15 protein-coding genes are annotated in these 18,279 nt (G+C 66.7%); 9 read left to right on the plus strand and 6 right to left on the minus strand.

Annotated elements, in window-relative coordinates:
* Positions 1–1,295, plus strand: a 1,295-nt coding sequence (locus HOP12_02580) for a hypothetical protein (GenBank protein ID NOT33035.1), incomplete at its 5' end; no start/stop codon positions are given.
* Between the two features lie 111 nt (positions 1,296–1,406).
* Positions 1,407–1,589 carry a hypothetical protein gene (locus tag HOP12_02585; protein ID NOT33036.1) on the plus strand — a complete coding sequence of 61 codons (183 nt, stop codon included), beginning with the start codon at positions 1,407–1,409 and terminating at the stop codon, positions 1,587–1,589.
* 249 nt (positions 1,590–1,838) lie between these two features.
* Here the strand turns inward: HOP12_02585 and HOP12_02590 are convergent, their stop codons facing one another.
* The 5 genes from HOP12_02590 to HOP12_02610 all read right to left on the minus strand — a co-directional run bounded on the left by HOP12_02590 (position 1,839) and on the right by HOP12_02610 (position 11,156).
* On the minus strand, positions 1,839–4,190 hold the full coding sequence (locus tag HOP12_02590; GenBank protein ID NOT33037.1) for a T9SS type A sorting domain-containing protein: 2,352 nt from the start codon (positions 4,188–4,190) through the stop codon (positions 1,839–1,841).
* 186 nt (positions 4,191–4,376) lie between these two features.
* Positions 4,377–7,517, minus strand: coding sequence for a CHAT domain-containing protein (locus HOP12_02595; protein NOT33038.1), 3,141 nt, complete (start codon positions 7,515–7,517; stop codon positions 4,377–4,379).
* 173 nt (positions 7,518–7,690) lie between these two features.
* The gene (locus tag HOP12_02600; GenBank protein ID NOT33039.1) at positions 7,691–9,580 is read right to left on the minus strand and encodes a protein kinase; all 1,890 of its coding nucleotides are present in this window, start codon (positions 9,578–9,580) and stop codon (positions 7,691–7,693) included.
* Positions 9,577–10,152 carry a sigma-70 family RNA polymerase sigma factor gene (locus HOP12_02605; GenBank protein NOT33040.1) on the minus strand — a complete coding sequence of 192 codons (576 nt, stop codon included), beginning with the start codon at positions 10,150–10,152 and terminating at the stop codon, positions 9,577–9,579. The genes HOP12_02600 and HOP12_02605 overlap by 4 nt, the downstream gene beginning before the upstream one ends.
* Before the next feature lie 806 nt (positions 10,153–10,958).
* Complete coding sequence (locus HOP12_02610) at positions 10,959–11,156, minus strand: hypothetical protein (GenBank protein ID NOT33041.1); 198 nt, start codon at positions 11,154–11,156, stop codon at positions 10,959–10,961.
* A gap of 97 nt (positions 11,157–11,253) precedes the next feature.
* Between HOP12_02610 and HOP12_02615 the strand changes: the two genes are divergently transcribed.
* The 7 genes from HOP12_02615 to HOP12_02645 all read left to right on the plus strand — a co-directional run bounded on the left by HOP12_02615 (position 11,254) and on the right by HOP12_02645 (position 16,493).
* The gene (locus HOP12_02615) at positions 11,254–11,685 is read left to right on the plus strand and encodes a helix-turn-helix domain-containing protein (protein NOT33042.1); all 432 of its coding nucleotides are present in this window, start codon (positions 11,254–11,256) and stop codon (positions 11,683–11,685) included.
* A 43-nt stretch (positions 11,686–11,728) separates the two neighbouring features.
* Positions 11,729–12,940, plus strand: coding sequence for an IS256 family transposase (locus tag HOP12_02620; GenBank protein NOT33043.1), 1,212 nt, complete (start codon positions 11,729–11,731; stop codon positions 12,938–12,940).
* Between the two features lie 106 nt (positions 12,941–13,046).
* Entirely contained in the window at positions 13,047–13,370 is a 324-nt protein-coding gene (locus HOP12_02625) for a T9SS type A sorting domain-containing protein (GenBank protein NOT33044.1), read from the plus strand.
* A 298-nt stretch (positions 13,371–13,668) separates the two neighbouring features.
* Positions 13,669–14,268: a helix-turn-helix transcriptional regulator gene (locus tag HOP12_02630; protein NOT33045.1), complete on the plus strand. Its 600-nt coding sequence runs from the start codon at positions 13,669–13,671 to the stop codon at positions 14,266–14,268.
* 7 nt (positions 14,269–14,275) lie between these two features.
* On the plus strand, positions 14,276–15,541 hold the full coding sequence (locus HOP12_02635; protein NOT33046.1) for an MFS transporter: 1,266 nt from the start codon (positions 14,276–14,278) through the stop codon (positions 15,539–15,541).
* 51 nt (positions 15,542–15,592) lie between these two features.
* Positions 15,593–15,997 (plus strand): large conductance mechanosensitive channel protein MscL, encoded by a 405-nt coding sequence (mscL, locus tag HOP12_02640; GenBank protein ID NOT33047.1) that lies wholly within the window; start codon positions 15,593–15,595, stop codon positions 15,995–15,997.
* A gap of 100 nt (positions 15,998–16,097) precedes the next feature.
* Positions 16,098–16,493, plus strand: coding sequence for a hypothetical protein (locus HOP12_02645; protein ID NOT33048.1), 396 nt, complete (start codon positions 16,098–16,100; stop codon positions 16,491–16,493).
* Between the two features lie 14 nt (positions 16,494–16,507).
* Here the strand turns inward: HOP12_02645 and HOP12_02650 are convergent, their stop codons facing one another.
* A complete protein-coding gene (locus HOP12_02650) occupies positions 16,508–18,268 on the minus strand; it encodes an AMP-binding protein (protein NOT33049.1) in 1,761 nt (586 codons plus the stop codon).
* Positions 18,269–18,279 lie beyond the last annotated feature (11 nt).

Below are 18,279 nucleotides of genomic sequence, written 5' to 3' on the forward strand. Positions count from 1 at the left end.
CACTGCTCGCGGGCGTGCTGGCACGGTTCGGGCCCGAGCCTGCGATCGCGGTGCACAGTGCCGAGAACAGATTGGTTGCGATCGCATCGGCACTCGTGGGGCTGTCGGTTCATGGGCTGACCGGTCGGCGAACTCCCGGCGTGCTGGCGGCGTGGAGCTTCGCGTTCCTGCCGCCGATCTGGAGCATGGCGGTCGTGACCGAGCTCTACGCGTTGAGTGCCTGCTGCCTCTCGCTCACCTTGTTCCTGCTCCTTCGGGGGCGCCCGGCCCTGGCGGGAATCGCCTACGCGCTCGCGCTCGGCAGCTACCTTCCGAATCTGCTGGTTCTGCCGGCGGTGGTGTGGCTCGCGAATCGCGCGACTGTCGACCGGCGCGCCGGCGTGGTGCGATTTCTGATCCCCACTCTGCTGGGTGCGCTGGTCTGGGTGATGTGGAACCTCACACGCGCCCGGATTCACCCGCCGCTCGGAACGGAATTCGCGCCGGTCGGGTTCGCGGATCTACTGCGATTCCTGAGCGCGAGTCAGTACACCACGCATCCGCCAACCGATCCGCAGTTCTACCTGCACCGCGTGGCCGAGCACGCCGCACGGGTCGCGCGAAACCTGCTCGGCGTCGGACTGCTGCTCGCGGCAGCGGGTGGTGTGACGCTGAGGCGTGAACGATTGCTGGGCCCGCTGGCGCTGTGGTTGTTGCTGGGGCTGGCCTACTTCACGTTTCACCCCTACCAGGACTACGACCTGATGACGCATGCGGCGTACGTGGTCCTGGCGATCGCGATCGGATGCGGTGTTCACGAGGTCGTGGTCCGCGCTCGATTGCGTGGTCCCGCGATGGGCCGCGCAGCGGTGGCGATCGCGACCGGGCTGCCGTTGCTGCTGTTCGCGATTCAGGTGCAAGAGTTCCGGGCCCGCTCCACGAGCCGCGAGGTGACCGAGTTCGCGCGTCGCAGCCTCGCGGCGTTTCCGCGCGGCGCCGTGGTGTTCGCACGCTGGGAGCGCTTCACGATCCTGCTCTACGTGCAGCAGGTGCACGGTGTGCGGCCCGACGTGCTGTTGCTCGAGCGCCAGGAGAAGTCCCGGCGCTATGCCGGGTTCGCGGTCGATGGGTGGCGCAGATTCGCCGCGGAAGCGATGCGTGATCGCCCGGTGATCGTGGACGGAATCGCCACGCCGGAATTGCGCGAACCCGCCGACGCTGTCGAACTCGAGCCCCTTCGCGAGGGTGCCCCGTCCGGTGAGCCCAAGGGGACATTCGACCGGGTGGAGTGGATGCGGGTGAGCCGGATCCGCTGAGGGCCGCGAACTCCCCTCTCTGCCAACGTGCGTGAGACACCGAACCCTGGAAGTTCAGTGTAGAGGGCGAGTCGGGAAACAGAGATGTCGACGAGCCTGGAGGTCCCGCGGATGGCGGCGCAGACCGAGGTGGTAGCGAAGGCGGCGCGGCGGCGGTTTGCGGCCGCCGAGCAGGTGCAGATCTTGAAGGAAGCGGACGGCTGCACGAAGCCGGGCGAACTGAGCGCGTTGCTGCGGCGACACGCAGCGCCCGTTCAAGCGACGGCGCTGCAATCGGCGGGTCCAGCGCGGTGATCAATTCCAGGAACGCCGACTCGGGAAACGCCTCCCCCAGCGTAAACCCCCAAGCGAGGCCACCTGGATCGAGTCGCCCTCGATCAGGCCGACAACGGGCCCGGGGGGGCCGTGGGTTGCGCGAACGGTCTCTCGCGTTCGCTCGACGGCTTCGCTACTGCACTCGCACGATCGTTCAGCGAAATCGAAGCGGGCCGCAGGGGAATCCAGTCCTGCGGCCCGCCACGAACCTCGCTCCCGCGGGACTCGTCACTCGATGCGAACGATCCGGCTGATCAGCGTCTGCGAGCCGTACTCGACTCGAGCGAAGTACACCCCACTGGTGACTGAGCGGCCGTTGTCATCACGTCCATCCCAGCTCAACGAGTTCCGCCCTGCGGCACGACGGCCCGTTTCAATTGCACGAATACGCCGACCCTCGACATCGAAAACGCCCGCCGAGACGTTCGCGTCTCGCGGCAGCGCGAACTGAAGCGTGACGGGTCCGCGCGAAGGATTCGGCGCCGCGGACAGGAACGGCGAGGGCGGAGGTGTGGCTTCGGACTCCACCGCGACGGCGCCCTGCGCCGGCAGCGGCACCACCGCGAGCCCCTCCCACGCGATGTTCTTCGGCACCGTCGTGATCGTGGTCCCCGCGCCGGTCGCCGGATTGATGCTCCACATCGTCGCGCTTCCGGCGGGCCCCGAATTCTGGATCCCGATCAAGCGATTGGTTCCCGGATCGAAGTCGATTCCCGTGACGGCTGGAGTGGGTCCCACGAGCGTGCCCACACCGGTGTCGCGATCGATGCGGATCAATTGAACGCCGGATGCACCATAGAGGTTCTTGTCCGTCGAGTTGAACGCCAGATCGGTCACACCGAATCCCACCCGTGACGGGCGCGGATCCACGGCGCCTGAATTCGGGTCAATCGCCACGAGGCGCGCCTGGGTGCCGCTGATCTCGATGGCGCCATAGAGCACGTCGCGCTCCGTGTCGTAGGCGCATGCCCAGCTGTTGAAGGCCCCGGTGATCGTGGCGCGGCCGCCAATCCCCGACAGCGCGTGGAATCGATAGAGCTGCGAGCTGCCGAAGTCGAGCCCGTACACCGACTGGTTCGCGCCTCGATAGGTGCACCCAAATACGAAACTCGCATCGCTCGGCATGGACTCCCACAGCGGCCGATTGCACCCGGTCGCCGGCAGCTGAAGACGCGGCGGTCCGCCGCCCGTACCGATGGCATAGTAGGTTGCCGAGGTGGTCGGAATACGCGTCCACAATTGCGTGCGAGCGCCTGCGTTCTCTACTAAGTAGAGGTTGCCCGTCAACGGATCGATCGAGAGTCCCGCGAATCCGAAGATCTTGATGTCCGCCGGCACCCCCGGATCAGTCCAGCGGAACTTCGAGACGAAATTGCCATCGGTATCGATCACCTGCATCCCGCTGTGCTCGAGCGCGATGATGAGCTTGCCCTTGAGGAATGGATTCGAGAACGGCACGTAGACTATGTCGTCTGCCACCGCATCGGGATTGAGGTCGAGGTTGGCGTGGAAGTTCGTGAGCTTCGAGGACTTCACAGGCGTGCCGGTGCGCGTGAACTTGAACCACTCGTTGGCGTAAATCTCGCCCTCGCTCCCGGCCGGCCCGGAATCGACGACATAAACGAAATTCGAGTCGACCGCGATGCCGCGGACGCTGTCGAGCGTGTCTGGGCCCCAACCCGGCACGGTGAAGATCTGCGGAATCGTGAACAGATCGCCGATCAGCACGCCGGCGGCACTCCACTGGCGTACCACCCGCGTACTCGTGACCTGCCAGTAGGTCTGCGTGCGCAGATCCCACGTCAGTCCGGGAGCGTCGGTGGGACCAGGCGACAGCGCGGTGCCGCAGAGATCGCGCAAGATCTCGTTGCTCACCAGGCGACGATTGACCGGGTCGAACGCCATCGACTCGAACGCGGTGTCGCCGCTGCACGCGACGAAGCGCTGGCCCGCAAACGTGATCACCGGCCCCGTGGGGAGCACGTTCGGTTCCATGTTCACGGTCGCATCCACCTGAATGATGTCGCGAGCATTGTTACCGTCACCATCGCCGACCACGAACTCCACCGCATCCGTCAGGTTCACCGTGAGCGAGGCTGCGACTGAAGCCACCGGTGAGACATCGCGCGTGAGCCAGCGGCTGTAGACCTTCGTCCCATTGAAGTAGATGCCGACCTGCGTCGGCTCTTGTTCGTTAGGCGCCAGGCGAATGAATCGCGCAGAGACGGTGGCCGTACCACTGCGTGGTGCTCGCCAGCGAAGCACCGTGAAGGCACCGGTCGGGCCGGCTTCCAGCGTGAGAGCGCCATGCGGCACGATCAGCCCACTGCCGAGATTCACCGCGAACCCATTCACGTTCCGATAGACTGCGGCTCCGTTCGCCGGGGACACCCAGCCCTTGCGTCCAAACCCATCGGTAACCGCGTTGGGGAGCAGAGAGAATGCGCCCCCGGGTACCGACGCGAAACCGTAGCTCCAGCGATTCGTGACCGAGTTTCCGATCGGGCTGAAATCGGGTGCCGCGTCATCGGCCCGCGCGGCGCGGGGCACGATCGAGAGCGTCGTGGCCAGCGCGATCAAAGCGAGTGAAGCGAATCTCGAAGTTGTGTTCGCGGCTCTGAGGGGGCTCGCACTCGAAGACCGTCGGTCCGGGCGGGCGGACATGGGTACCTCCTGTTTGGCGTTTCAGGTCGGAGAAGCGGCCCCAACTCCGGGGGCGCACGAACAGAAACCCGACCCTGGCCAAAATCGCACACGAGTCGTGCGCTACTCGCGGGCTCCCGCTGCCACGAAAACCGCCCACTGCGAGGGATGGGGCAGCAGACCTGCCTGGCGCAGTTCACGAAGCCGCGAAAGGCTGGCATCGCGCGCCGCGGAAGCCACCGACCCGCCGGCGAGCCGAGCGCGATAGAACTCGACGATCCACTTGCGCGCCGCCTCGTCATTCACAGGGCCGAGGCTCATGACGACGCGGCGACAGCCCGCAAGGCGGAACGCGCGATAGAGACCCTGCACGCTCTCCGTCTGACCCGCGTCGAAGACTCCCGTATGACAGGCGGAAAGCACCGCACAGTCGACCGCGTTCAGGTCGAGACTCGAGACTTCTTCGTCCGTGAGCCAGCCATCGCTCTCGGGTGGTGCTGGCTCGTCCAAGTTTCGGGCACCCGCGAGCGCGAGTCCGACCACGCGCATGTCGAAACGCTGCACGCGCCGTTTCGACGCCCCGTCCGCCACCTCCCAGCCTCCAACGCCGCGGAAGCTCATGTCGTTGCCGCGGGGACTTGCCGCTTCACCCACCCGATACGCGTGCGTCGCGAAATGGAGCATGGTGCAATGCTCGAGTGCCGAGCGAACCGCGCGTTCGCCGGCATCGGCTCCGGTGAGCAGCAGGTCTGGCCGATGTGATTTCGAGCCTGCGCGCCACATCGCGAACACGGTATCGGCCTCGATCTTGGACTCGGGCAACGCCCACAGCTCGGGCACACCTCGCGCGCCTTCATGTGCGGCGACCTGCTCCTGAGCAGCGGGTCTGCGTTTCGAGCCGGCCTCGAAGTCCGGGGCACCCACGACCAGCAATGTTGCACTTGGGCTGGCGCCGCTCGGCGCAGTCAGGTCGTGTTCGGTGGTAAACCGTTCGAACGCCTGGCCGCTTTCCGCCAGAAATCGCCCGTCATCGAGCGGGAGTGTCATGAGATCGACGGCGGCAGTCGCGCCATCGGGGACCACAAAGATGCGCTGAGCCCCTTCGAGCGCGAGCGCGAGCGGGTCCCAGATCTGTTTTCGCACTGCGACGCCTGCGGCAACCACTTGCTGCTGCGCCTCGCGGCGCCGGGCGTCGTCGCCCGCAGGTGGGGCGAACGCGAGCGCTGCAAAGCGGGCAATCGCAGGTTCCAACGCGTCCGCGCGCGACAACAGAAACACCCGCACACGCCCATCGCGTGCGACGAATGCCGCGTATCGGAGCACGCCGACACGTTCATCGGTTGCCGCTCCCCGCAATCGCGTGTCGTGGAAGCGCACGAACGAAATCAGCGCCGACCCTGCTGGAATCGCAGTCGAAAAGTCGAGACCGCTCGGACCGGTGCCACGGCCCTCGCTGCCTTCGCTCGCTCGAAGTCCGCGCTCGAGTTGTTCGACCCGCGCCCGGCGTGCGAGCAGGTCGGCCTGCCACACGGAGTCCGACACGCCTTCCGGCCTCTGCAAGAGCCGTGCGGCCAACGCCGCGCGCGACGAATCGGTGCGCGCGCGCAAGCGTGATCGAGAAGCTTCTCGAGATCCGGCACGTTGGATCGATCGTTCGCGAAATACGAGAGAACGCGCGAGGCACACTTCGTTCCACAGTCTTCGCACCGCAGACTCCTCGAGCCCGGGGTGCGTGGCGGCGAGCATCACGTACTCGTATCCCCATGATCGCCCCGATTCGGTCGCGAGCGCTTCGCGCTCGCTCAACGCGTGGCTCGCAAGCCGCACCTGCTCCCGTTCAGCGCCGCTCACACCCAGTGCCACGGCGACCGCTTCCGGCTCTCGGCCGACCGCAAGCAGCGGTGCGACGCGTGATGCGGCGACTTCCCCGTAGCGCACGCTTCCGTTGCCGTGGAGTGTGTCCGCGATCGCGGTCGCGCGATCCGCGAGATCGAGCGCTCGCGTCGCGTTCCCAAGTGCCATCTCGGTCTCCGAGAGCTGAGCCAGGCCCCTCGTGAGCTGGCTCGACACACCCTGCCGTTGCTCGATCTCGACCACTCGCAGCAGCGTGTCGCGAGCTTCTTCATCTCGCTCCAACTGACGCAGCGCGCTCGCGACGATTCCGAGCGTGTGCGCCACGAAGTAGTGGTTGAGGCCCATCAGCTCCGACCTCAGGCGAGCCGCCTCGCGCGCGTGGTTCAGCGCCTCTTCAGCCATTCCGAGCCGCAGCTCCGTCTGACTCAGCATGCCCAACGCGAGTGCCCGCTGACCGCGTGCGTTTGGCTGCACGCGCTCGATCGTGCCGAGCGCTGCTCGAATCTCGGCGAGTCCGGTCTGGTAGTCCCCCAGATGACCAAGCGACTCGCCGAGTGAGAGTCGCGTGGCCGCGGCCGTTGCGCTCTCCTCGCCCAGAAGCGTCCTCACGCGATCATAGGCTTCGCGCGCGTATTGGACGCTCTCGAAGAATCGCCCAGCGCTCGAGTGAATCGAGGCGGCTTGTCGCACCGTGCTGATCGCCCGGAAACGCAAGGGGGGCAGTCGGGAGGCCTCGGCCAGCGCACGGCGAATGTGTTCGAGTGCTCGATCGTTCGATCCGCTGAACGCTTCGAGCGATGCCTGTTGGTTCTCCAGGAGCATCGACTCTTCGGCTCGGATGCCGCCGGCGTCGCGAATGCGCGTGGCGAGCTCGAGTGACGCGCGCGCGCTCGCGAACTGACCGTTTCCCATCAATGCCCGTGCGCGTGCGACTTCGATACGAAATCGGGTCACTGGTTCGCAGCGACCCGCCACCCCGCACAACGAATCGGCGATTGCTGCGAGGCGCAGCACGTCACGGAAATCATCCAGATAGAGATGCGCCCACAACTCGAGCCCCAGGATATCGACGTCTTCGTTTGGTCGATGAGTGCGGGCCGAGAGTTGTGCTCGAGCGCGCGCTAACATCGCGTAGCACGAGTCGCGATCGCCCGCATTCGAGCGAATCGAGTAGGCACGAGCTGCTCGCAGCGCGGCGTTGACGATTGCGGCACTCCCCGTTTGCGAATCGAGCGCCTGCGCTTCGGCCACTGCGCGTTTGGCGAGTTGGACGACGGAGTCTTCGCGCGCCATGGAACCCTGCAGCAACGATTCTATGACCTCGCCCAACAGCTCGGCTCGCAGGGGGGCTGATGCCGGCGGGTGTGCTTCGAGCGCGGCGAGCCCGGCGAACCCGAGGCTATCGAGCACCGCATAGTTCTCGGCCTCGCATTCCGCACGCAGTCGTCTGACCCATGACTCGAGAGAGGGAGCCGCCGCCGCGCGTGACGGAGCGGCCGACGCTCGTGCGAACGCCTCGGAAGTCGGTGCGAATGCGAGGATGACAACCGCGAACGAGGTTGCAGTCAGTGCAGCGCGGAGACTCATGGCCCCGGATTCTGGGTCCGAATGAGCCTCACCCACAAGTCGGGACGCGCCTCAGGGCCTTTGAGCATCGCGGCGAGCGTCGCCAGACGGGACCCCTTGTGCGGCGGAGCGGGCGATGCCTCGCGTTCGAGCCCTGCCACGCCGCGCATGCGCTGCAGCATATCCGGCGGCAATCGGGCGTACTCGACTTCGCGGTCATCCGACACCGGCGGCAGCGTGGCGACTACGTCTTCGAGCGCAGGAATGGGCTGCCGCCCGGCAACCACGAGAAATGTTTCCTCGCCCGACGCACTCGTGACGACCCATCGAAGCGGCGCGGCACTGCGGGTTCCCGGAAGGTGATGCGTGGTTCCCGCGGGAAGCGGATTCGTGAGGCCCGACCCGCCGCACGGATACAGTACGTACATCTCGTCCGCAGAGTCTTCGTCGAGCACATAGACGTGTGCAGCCTCGGTGCCCGAGTAGTCGAGCCACAGGCGATCTCCCGGAGCCAGTCGTGAACCATCGGTGATCGGGAGAACTTCACCATCCCGCAATCGCCATAGCGTGGACGTGCCTTGGAGCGCGGCACGAGCGACAGCCGGTTTGGGCGTTGCCGGTGTATTGGGAGCCTCACGACCCTCCACCGTCGTGGTCGCGACGCCCGGAGTCGTCGCATCACTTCCGCCCTGCGAGTTCGTCGTGATTGAACGGGGCGCATCGCCCGAGCGCGGTGTCCGCGCGCTCGAGTCCCGCGAAGGCCACCCTGCGAGCCGCGCCAGCAGTCCTGCGCCCAAGAGCACGACCAGCACCGCCGCAATGCGCCACCCCCGTGCTCGACCTGGGTCCACGGCGCGCCGCGGCGAGGCGGCCCTCAGCGTTTCACCGAGGGCGGATTCCAGTTCGGCGGCGGTCGCGAAACGGCGCGAGGGATCGCGCTCGAGCAGTCGCTCGACCGTCGCCACGAATTCTCGCGGCAGGTCCGGCCGCAGGTTTCTCAAACGAAGCCCGCGGCCCAGCTCGTGGCTTGCCTTGAGCGCTTCGAGCGACGAGGCTTCATGCGGGTGGCGTAGCGTCGCGAGGCGGAACAACAACACGCCGAGTGCATAGAGATCGGATTGCACGCTCGCCGCGCCGCCTTCGAGCAATTCCGGGGCGGCGGCAAACGGCGTGCTCTCAGACGTGCGCGCTGCGAGACGGTCCGATGCAACCGCCACGTGCGCCGCGCCAAAATCCATAAGCACGAGATCGCCCGCATTCGCGCCGCTCGAGCGCCGCATCACGTTTCGCGTCTTCACGTCGCCGTGCACGAGCCCCGCCGCGTGAACCGCGGCAAGCGCCTCACACAGTGCGAGCCCGGCGAGCGTGGCCTCGCGAGCACTCAGCACGCCATTGCGCCCGATCCACGACTCGAGCGTCGTGCCCTCGACCAGCTCGGTCCAGAGTCCCGCGCGACCGTCGTGGTGATCGGCGCCGTGGATCGTAAGCACGTGGCGATCTTGAACGCGCGCCAGGCTCCTCGCTTCGGCGAGCCAGCGCGCCTGAACCGTGGGGCTCCACTCGCCCCGCTGAAGCTTGAGCGCCACCTCGCGACCCAATTCCGGATCGTAGGCGCGATAGACCTCGCCGAATCCGCCGGCCCCGAGCAATTCACGGACTTCGAGTCCACCCCAGGTGAAGACTGGCGTCGCAGCCGCGGTGATGACCGGCGCCGAAACGTCGGGCGTCGCGCGGGGCGCCGCGGATTCGGTGCCGTGCGCACGCATCACCGCCGCGATCGCGTGCAACTCCATCAGGGTGCCACTCCGATCGGTGAGACGTCGCGTCGTCTCGTCCCAGTCGATCGCTTCGCCCTCGGCCACACGCGCGGCAACCTCGTCGAGCTGTGAGTTGTCGCGTTCGGTCATGGTTTCGGCTCCTTCATGGCTTCCGCGAGCGACACAAGTGCGCGGGAGACCGCCATGCGCGCCGCGTTCTCGGACGGCTTCTGAAGTAGCTCCGCGATCTCCGCGAATGGCAAGTGCAATTCCACTCGCAGGATCACGGCCTCGCGCGCCTCGGGATTCAGTGCTTCGAGTCCTCGCTCGTAGCGTGCCAGCACTTCGCGCCCCGCGACTTGCTCGACCACCGAGGGACCGGCCTGCGGGAGCGAGTCGGACAGCTCGGCGTGTTGGGGGCGCGACGACACGCGCCGAAGCTCGTTGCGAATCACGTTGAGAAGAATGTGTCGCAGGTATCCGAGAAACGCCCCCGGCCCGCGGTATTCGAACGCCTCCAGGCGGCCGAACGCCCGCATCAGCGTGACCTGCACCAGATCCTGCGTTTCGTTGAGGTCGCGCGCCGCGAGCGGCAAACGTCGATGCGCCCACCGCGAGAGCACGGGTGCATAGCGCGCAAACAACCGATTACGCGCCGCCGCCTCTCCGGCGCGGGCGCGATTCAGAAGCTCGATCGTGGTGTCCGGCAGGGATTCGGGCATGCGGCAATGGGTGCGGGGCCGATCGACGAGTATTCCGGACGCGCGGCGAGCACCTCCCGCCCGCGCTCCGAGGCCCCATCGTAAGCGATGCTGATGATGGAGACCCACGTCGGTCCTGGCGATCAACCCCGGCCCCTGTGGGCGACCCTTCCAGCCCTGGGTCTCTTCCCTGGCGCTCATGGCAATGGAAACCCGTCTCCGCACCGAAACGCACCTGCCGAACGGCGCCCGTCGGAGCATCGACTTCCATCCACCTCGCGCAAGGACCAGCGAACAGCCTGCGATGCGACACGTTTCGCTTATCGCGCGGCGCGCTGCGCTGATCGCAGTCGCGTTCGCAGCGCTCTCGATTTCGGCGCGTGATAGCCGCACGCAAGCCTCGGTCGACTCGGGCGCCACGCCGGTGACGGCGGGTGAAAGATGCAGGGTGCACCCGCCGGGTCGATGATGCCCGTGTCGGCGGGTGAGACCACGAGGTCGGTCGGGCCAGGCGTGAACGTCGCGCTCAAGCCACGGTAGCGGCGATAGCCGAGCAGGTCGGCCTCGTGGTTGGGGTTCCAGGCGAACCGCGTGACACCGCCGACAAAGAACCCCGTGAACGGTGCGGGCACGGCGGGTGCGAGGTCGTCGACCGAATAGCCGCTGTCCGCGGCTGAGAACCAGCGGTCGGCAGACTACGATCTGGACGCGCGGGCCTCGATGCGGAACGCAGTGAGCGGGTTCGACCCGGGCGTCGAGTCCGACTCGGTGCTCACGACGAGGCTGTAGAGCGGCGACACGGCGGCCGGCGCTCTGCCGATGAACTCCTACGCGTAGTCCTGAGTGGCGGCAGGTGCCAGAAGCAGCCGCCCCGTGTCGGCCGCCTCGTCGGCATCGGACGTGACGCCGCGGCGCAGCATCAGCGCGCCGTCGCGTAGCATGGACTCGGGCACGGAGCGCCACACGCGGTAGTCGAGGATACCGAACAGCGGGTCGACGTCGAGATAGCTGGCCGCCCACGACAACTTGATGCGACTGGAGTTGACCCGGCGGCCTCAAGGTGTCCCCGCACCATGCACGGCGATTCGACCATAGTCTACGCCGTCATGGGGAGGGCGCCGCATGGGTCAGGGATCCGGTCCATCGCATCGGTTGGCACCCGCTGAGCGTTTGGAGCTACTGCGCCTCGTGCGGGCAGGCGAGACTTACCAGGCTGCTGCCAGGGTGGTTGGATGCTCGTCCAAGTCCGTGCAGCGGTTGCTGGCGAAGACCGGGGGAATGAAGCCCAGGTCGACAGCCCGATCGGCGCTGCGGCTATCGCTCGCCGAGCGCGAGGAGATCTCTCGTGGGCTGCGCGTTGGCGAGTCGTGCCGCGGGATCGCCGTTCGACTGGGCCGATCGCCATCGACCGTGTCGCGCGAAGTTGCGGCGGATGGTCGACGTGAGGGCTATCGTGCGTGGCGGGCAGAAGCGCGAGCGCGTCGACGGGTACACCGGCCGAAGGTCCCCAGGCTGGTGGCGCGAGCCTGTACGGGATTTTGTGTAAGCGCCTGACCGCGTGACGCAGGTAGTCTCTTCCCGGAAAGGAAGGGACACCATGAAGCGCAGGATTCGCAAGGAGCTCCTGGACGAGCTGCTGGCTGACTACCGAGGGCCCGAGGACTTCACCGGCCCCGACGGGCTGCTCAAGCAGCTCACGGGTGCGCTGGTCGAACGCGCACTGGGTGCCGAACTGACGGACCACCTGGGCCACGAGCCCGGTGCCCCGTCGACGACCGGCAATGCGCGCAATGGCACGAGCCCGAAGACGCTGACGACCGATCAAGGCGACGTGCCGATCGAAGTGCCGCGCGATCGCAACGGCACGTTCGAGCCGCAGCTGGTGAAGAAGCATCAGCGGCGGTTCACTGGCTTCGACGACAAGATCCTGTCGATGTACGCGCGCGGGATGAGCGTGCGCGACATCCAGGCGCACCTGAGCGAGATCTACGGCACCGAGATCTCGCCGACCCTGATCTCGACCGTGACCGACGCGGTGGTGGACGAGGTGGCGAAGTGGCAGGCGCGACCGCTCGATCCGATCTGGCCGATCATCTACCTGGACGCGCTGGTGCTGAAGGTGCGCGATCAGGGTGTGGTGCAGAACAAGCACGTCTACCTCGCAATGGGGATCAGCCTCGAGGGCAAGAAGGAAGTGCTGGGACTGTGGATGGAGCCCAACGAGGGGGCGAAGTTCTGGCTCAAGGTGGTCACCGAGCTCAAGAACCGCGGGGTCGCCGACGTGTTCGTGATCTGCTGCGACGGCCTGAAGGGCTTCCCGCAGGCGATCGAGGCGGTGTTCCCGCAGACCATCGTGCAGACCTGCATCGTGCACCTGATCCGCAGCTCGACGCGGTTCGTGGCGTGGGTCAATCGCAAGGCCCTGATCGGCGACCTGCGCCGGGTGTACGCGGCCGAGACCGAGGAGGCGGCACTCGCCGCACTGGCCGAGTTCGAGAAGAAGTGGGGCGAGCGCTATCCGATGGTCGCGCAGTCGTGGCGTTCCAACTGGGAGCGGGTGCGACCCTACTTCGCGTTCGCCAAAGACGTGCGGAGGATCCTCTACACCACCAATGCCATCGAGTCGCTGAACTTCTCGCTGCGCAAGGTGACGAAGGCCCGCGGGCACTTCCCGAACGACGAGGCCGCGTTCAAGCTGCTCTACCTGGCGATCCGGAATAGGGAAAAGAAGTGGACGCGCCAGCCGCAGTACTGGAATCTCGCCCTGAATCAGTTCGCCATCATGTTCGAAGGACGACTGCCCGCGTGACCGGGATGGGGCTTACACAGAAATCAGGACAGGCTCGTCCGATCGGGTCAGTTTCGAGGATCACGACGTAGTCGCCGGGACTCGCTACGCGTACCGGCTCGGCTACGTGATCGGTGAAGCCCGGGACTTCACCGCCGAAGCGTGGGTCGCGGTACCGGCAACCCACCGCTTTGCTCTTGCTGGCGTCCGCCCCAATCCGGTCATCGGCGATGTCAACGTGCACTTCTCGTTGGCATCTGCTGACCGCGCCGAGATCGAGCTTTTCGACATTGCCGGACGCAGCGTGGCCTCAACGTCGCTCAGCAAACCCACGCCCGGCAACCAGCATGTTCGACTCGTCGATGGCGGGCGGCTTGATGCTGGCGTGTACTGGCTACGCCTGCGTCAGGGCACGGACGTAGCGAAATCGCGCGTCGTCGTAATCCGATAGCCCTTCCGTTCCAGGCGCGGGGCTGTCAGCTCTTCGGTGTAAACGGCCGCGTCATCGGTTTGGCACGCGCCCTTCGAGCACCATCGTGATGAGGCATGCGGCCTACGTGGCTCTGGCGCTCGCGGCCGCACTTCCGCTGCTGCTGTTCGCGCGTCGCAGCCTCGCGGCGTTTCCGCCCGGCTGCCGAGTCCGGGCGCGAATCCGTGCTACAGTTCCACGCGCCCGATGTTCGTTTCCGGCCGAACGGGCGGGAATCCCATGGATTCCGCGCCCCTCTCCCCTCGTGAAGGTGTGCGTCATGTCCCTCGGTGCCAAGCTCCGCGATCTGCGCCAGCGCAAGAGCCTGACGATTCAGCAGCTCGCCGATGCGACCGGACTCTCGAAGGGCTTCGTGAGTCAGGTCGAGAACGGTCATGCGCACCCCTCGCTGACCTCGCTGCGCGAACTGGCGAAAGCACTCGCGACCTCGATCGCCTACCTGGTCGTCGACGACGAGCATGCCCCGCATGTGGTGCGCGCAAACGAACGACCGCAGCTGCGGGTCGGCGGCAATACCTCCAGGGTCGAGCTGCTTTCGGCACAACCCAAGCGCAACCTGGAACTCATCATGGCGGAGCTGCCGCCGGGGCTCTCGGCCGGCGAGAAGCGTCACTTCCATCACGGCGAGGAAATCCTGTTCGTGGTCGAGGGTCGCGTGCGACTCGCGTACGGACCGCACATCGTGGAGCTCGGAACCGGTGACACCTGTCACTTCGACGGCCGCACTCCGCACGGGGTCGAGAACAGCGGCGACACCATGGCGCGCGTGATCATCTCGATGACGCCGGCCGCCTTCGAGCCGCTCATCAAGGTGCGCCCCGACGACGAGGACGACGAAGCCTCGCGCACGACCGCCTGAGCCCCGCTTGAAGCCCGTCGTCGCGGCAATCCGCGACTTCCGTGAGGCGGCACTCGCCTTCACTCCGCCCGCGCGACGCTTTCTCGCCACCATCTTCCTGAGCTTCGCCGGCTTCGGCGTGCACCAGGTGTTGTTTAATCTGTACCTGGTGCAGGCCCAGTGGACCGAAGGCGAGATCGGACGAGCGATCGCGCTCAACGGCCTCGGCGTCGCCCTCGGCGCGGTGCCGTCGGCGTGGCTCGCGGAACGCTGGGGTCGCAGGCGCGCGATCGTCGCGGGCACCGTCCTCGACGCCATCGCGCTCGGGGCGCGCGCGCTCATGACCGCGCACACACCGGTGCTCGCCGCGAGCTTCGTGGCCGGACTGGCGCAATCGATGATCGCGATCTCGGCCGCGCCGTTCATCACCGAGCACTCCTCTCCGCGCGAGCGCACGCACCTGTTCAGCGCGTTCTTCGCCTCGGAGCTGCTCGCCGCGGTGCTCGGCAGCATGGTGGGTGGCTGGCTGCCGAACGTGCTCATGAGCCTGCCGCTGTGGCCGAGCCACGACATCTTCTCCGCCTATCGCGTGACGCTGGTGTTCGGAGCCGTGATCGAAGCGTGCGCGATCCTGCCGCTCGCGATGCTCGCGATGGCCCCCGAGCCACCGATGGTGGCGGAGCGCGGCGCGGCCTCGGGCGAGGCGGGTCGCCGGATGATCGCGATCGCCGCCTACGCGACCATGATCGGGATCGGCGCGGGCCTCGTGATCCCGTTCATGAACCTCTACTTCGCGAATCGATTCCAGTGTTCGAGCGCTCAGATCGGCACGTTCTTCTCGATCGCGCAGGTCATCACGGCACTCGCGTCGCTGGCCGCACCGGCAGTCGCGCGGTCGTTCGGACGCCTCAAGACCGCTTATGCGTGTCAGCTGCTGTCGTTGCCGTTTCTGGTCACGCTCGGCTTCGAGAAGCACCTGTCCTACGCGGTCGCCGCGTTCCTGATCCGGGCGACGCTGATGCAAGCGACCACGCCGCTGTTCTCGGCGTTCGTGATGGAAGCACTCCCGATCAATCTGCGCGCGCGCGCCACCAGTCTCATCAATCTGATGTGGAACGCGGGCTGGGCCGCGAGCGCGACCGCGGCCGGTTTCCTGATCGAGCGCTTCGGCTATGACAAGCCGTTCTACGTGACTGCGTGCCTCTACCTGGTCGGCGCCACCTGGTTCTATCTGCGCTTCCGCTCACTCGACGTGAAGGGCGACGGGTTGCAAGCGCCACCGCCTATCGCCTAGCTTTCGAACCGACGAGCGTTCCCCGCTCGCGCCCCTTCTCAGGAGGTCCGCATGCTCAACGAATTCCGATCCTTCCTCACCAAGAGCAACGCGCTCGCGCTCGCAATCGGCGTGATCATCGGTGGCGCGGTCGGCAAGGTGGTCGGCAGCCTGGTCGACAACATCCTCATGCCGTTGATCGGGCTGGCACTGCCGGGCGGCGCGTGGCGCGAGACCAAGGTGGTGCTCAAGGCGAATCCCGACGGCTCGGCGGCCGCGGCACTGGGCGTCGGACCGCTGCTCGGCTCGGTGGTCGACTTCGTGATCATTGCGTTCGTCGTGTTCATGATCGGCAGGGCGCTCATCAAGCCGGATCCGCCGGCGGCAGCAGCCGCTCCGACCAAGGTCTGCCCCGCCTGCAAGGAGTCGATTGCGGTCGACGCGTCCAGGTGTCGAGCGTGCACCAGCCCGGTCTGACCTCGGGATCGGGCTTGGAGGGCGCCGCGGAGCGGACTAGGATCACGCGTCGCGGCGACTCACGGTTCCGCAGGATGCGGAACGTCCACCGGAGGGAACCATGAAGCGGCTCATCATCTTTGCGTTGTTCGTCGCAGCCGCCTGGTACGGCTGGAAGAACTACGGCACGGTCTTCGAGCGCAAGGATTCGCACGAAGCGATGATCGAGAACCTGACCGGCGAGGGCCTGCAGCGCGTGCGGCTGATCGTCGACGGTCAGACACTGGTGCGCGAGTCGATCAAGTCGACCGAGGTCGTGAAGCTGCCGTTTCGCGTCAATCGCGACTCCGACTTCGAGCTGATCTGGCAGTGGGAAGGCCGCATGGGCGAGATGATCTGGCGCGGCGGGCGTGTGACGGCCGGACCCATGACGCAACGCCATCGCTTCGTGATGCGTGGCGATCGCGACGTCGTCTACCTGAACGAACCCAAGTCGGCCCCGGCCGTCTCCAGGTAGCGCGACGATTCGGCTCAGGCCACCGCGGTGACCGTGGCGATCACGCGGGTGCCGGGGGCGTCAGCCGTGAGTCCCGGGCGCTTGATCTTCCCGGTGGTCGTCTTGGGGAACTCGTCGTGGCGCAGGTACAGCCGCTTGACCCGCTTGTAGGCGGCGAGCTCCTGTCCGCGCGCATCGACTTCGCGTTTGAGCACTGCGTCGATGAAGGCGTCGTCGCAGACGCGATTCTGCAGCCGCGCCAGTCCCTCGAGCGCCTGGCGGTCCGGATGGATGTAGGCGTGCACTTCTTCGCGGTCGCCGCGCGCGTCGCGCCCTCCCGCCACCACCACCTCGAGAATGTAGGGGCAGTTCGCGAGCACCGCTTCGACTTCTTCGGGATAGATCTTCTTGCCCGCGGCGGTCGCGATCATGTTCTTGAGCCGCCCGGTGATCTTGAGTCGACCATCCGCAGTGAGATGTCCGAGATCGCCGGTAAAGAACCAGCCGTCTCTCAGGACCTCGGCGGTCATCTCGGGCTGGCGGTAGTACCCGATCATCACGTTGGGACCACGCACCGCGATCTCTCCGTCGCCGGACTCATCGGGATTGACGATCCTCAGCTCGATGCCCGGTAACGGCCAGCCGACCGCACCCGGCAGCGGCCGCGGCGGACGATTCGCCACCACCACCGGTGAAGTCTCGGTGAGCCCGTAGCCTTCGAGCAGCGGCCAGCCAAAGTCGGCAAATCCCCAGAACACCTCGGTCGGCAGCGGCGAGGCGCCCGACACGTACATGCGCAACTTGCCGAGTCCGGCCTTCTCGCGCAGCGGCGCGAGCAGCTTCCACCCGATCCGCGCTCCGGTCGTGAGCCGCACCAGCCGCGTGACTCCGAGCAACGTGCGCGCGAGCAGCCGGCGCGGCAGCGGCGCATCGTCGATCGCGCGGTGGATGCCCGCCAGCAGCTTCTCGTAGAGCAGCGGCACGCCGATGAACAGCGTCGTTCCCGACGACCGGATGTCCTCGCGCAGCTCGTTCGACTTGAGTCCGCGCGCGTAGGCGACGCTCGCACCGACGCGCATCGGACACAGCATGCCGCCGGTGCTCTCGAAGGTGTGATGGAGCGGCAGCACCGAGAGGAAGCGATCTCCGGGCCCGAACACGAAGGTGCGCGCGACCGCTTCGACGTTGTGAAGCAGGTTCGAGTGCGAAAGCATCACGCCCTTGGCCTGGCCGGTAGTACCCGATGTGAAGATCAGGACCGCGAGATCACCGGGCTCGGCCGGCGAGGTGCGCGCCGTGGCAGTCGCGAAGCGCGCGAGCGCAACCGGCAGCGTGAGCGGGTCCCCGTCGCGCGGATCGAGCGAGATCAGTTCGAGCGCCGGCAACCGCGTGTCTCGGATCGCCTGCAGCTCGTCGCGCTGACGTGCGCTCGTGATCACATGCGTTGCACCCGCGGTCTCGAGGATTTCTCCGACCTCTCGCGGCTGAAGCAGCACGTCGATCGGTACCACCACCGCGCCGGCTTCGAGAACCGCCATGTAGGCGATCGGCCACTCGGGTCGGTTCTCGGCCTGCAGGCCGACTCGCGTCCCCGGCCCGATCCCAGCACTCTCGAGGAGTGCAGCGAATGCATGAACGGATCGCGCGAACCCGTTGAACGACAGCCCACTCCAGCCCTGTGGCGTGTGCCTCAGCAGGAACGGAGCGTCGCCATAGTGGTTGGCTGCGAAGTCGACCAGGTGCGGAAGCAGCCGCACGACCGGCGGAGGCGCGGAAGCAGTCGGGTGTGGATTCACGGGGCGCGAGG

The sequence above is a fragment of the Candidatus Eisenbacteria bacterium genome (genome assembly GCA_013140805.1).
In the GTDB taxonomy this organism is placed as follows: Bacteria; Eisenbacteria; RBG-16-71-46; order RBG-16-71-46; family RBG-16-71-46; genus JABFRW01.

Bases quoted from the DNA above. Each gene is read 5' to 3' on its own strand.
- HOP12_02585 (NOT33036.1), top strand. From the start codon at position 1,407: ATGGCGGCGCAGACCGAGGTGGTAGCGAAGGCGGCGCGGCGGCGGTTT.
- HOP12_02600 (NOT33039.1), bottom strand. From the start codon at position 9,580: ATGACCGAACGCGACAACTCACAGCTCGACGAGGTTGCCGCGCGTGTG.
- HOP12_02605 (NOT33040.1), bottom strand. From the start codon at position 10,152: ATGCCCGAATCCCTGCCGGACACCACGATCGAGCTTCTGAATCGCGCC.
- HOP12_02615 (NOT33042.1), top strand. From the start codon at position 11,254: ATGGGTCAGGGATCCGGTCCATCGCATCGGTTGGCACCCGCTGAGCGT.
- HOP12_02620 (NOT33043.1), top strand. From the start codon at position 11,729: ATGAAGCGCAGGATTCGCAAGGAGCTCCTGGACGAGCTGCTGGCTGAC.
- HOP12_02630 (NOT33045.1), top strand. From the start codon at position 13,669: ATGTCCCTCGGTGCCAAGCTCCGCGATCTGCGCCAGCGCAAGAGCCTG.
- mscL (NOT33047.1), top strand. From the start codon at position 15,593: ATGCTCAACGAATTCCGATCCTTCCTCACCAAGAGCAACGCGCTCGCG.
- HOP12_02645 (NOT33048.1), top strand. From the start codon at position 16,098: ATGAAGCGGCTCATCATCTTTGCGTTGTTCGTCGCAGCCGCCTGGTAC.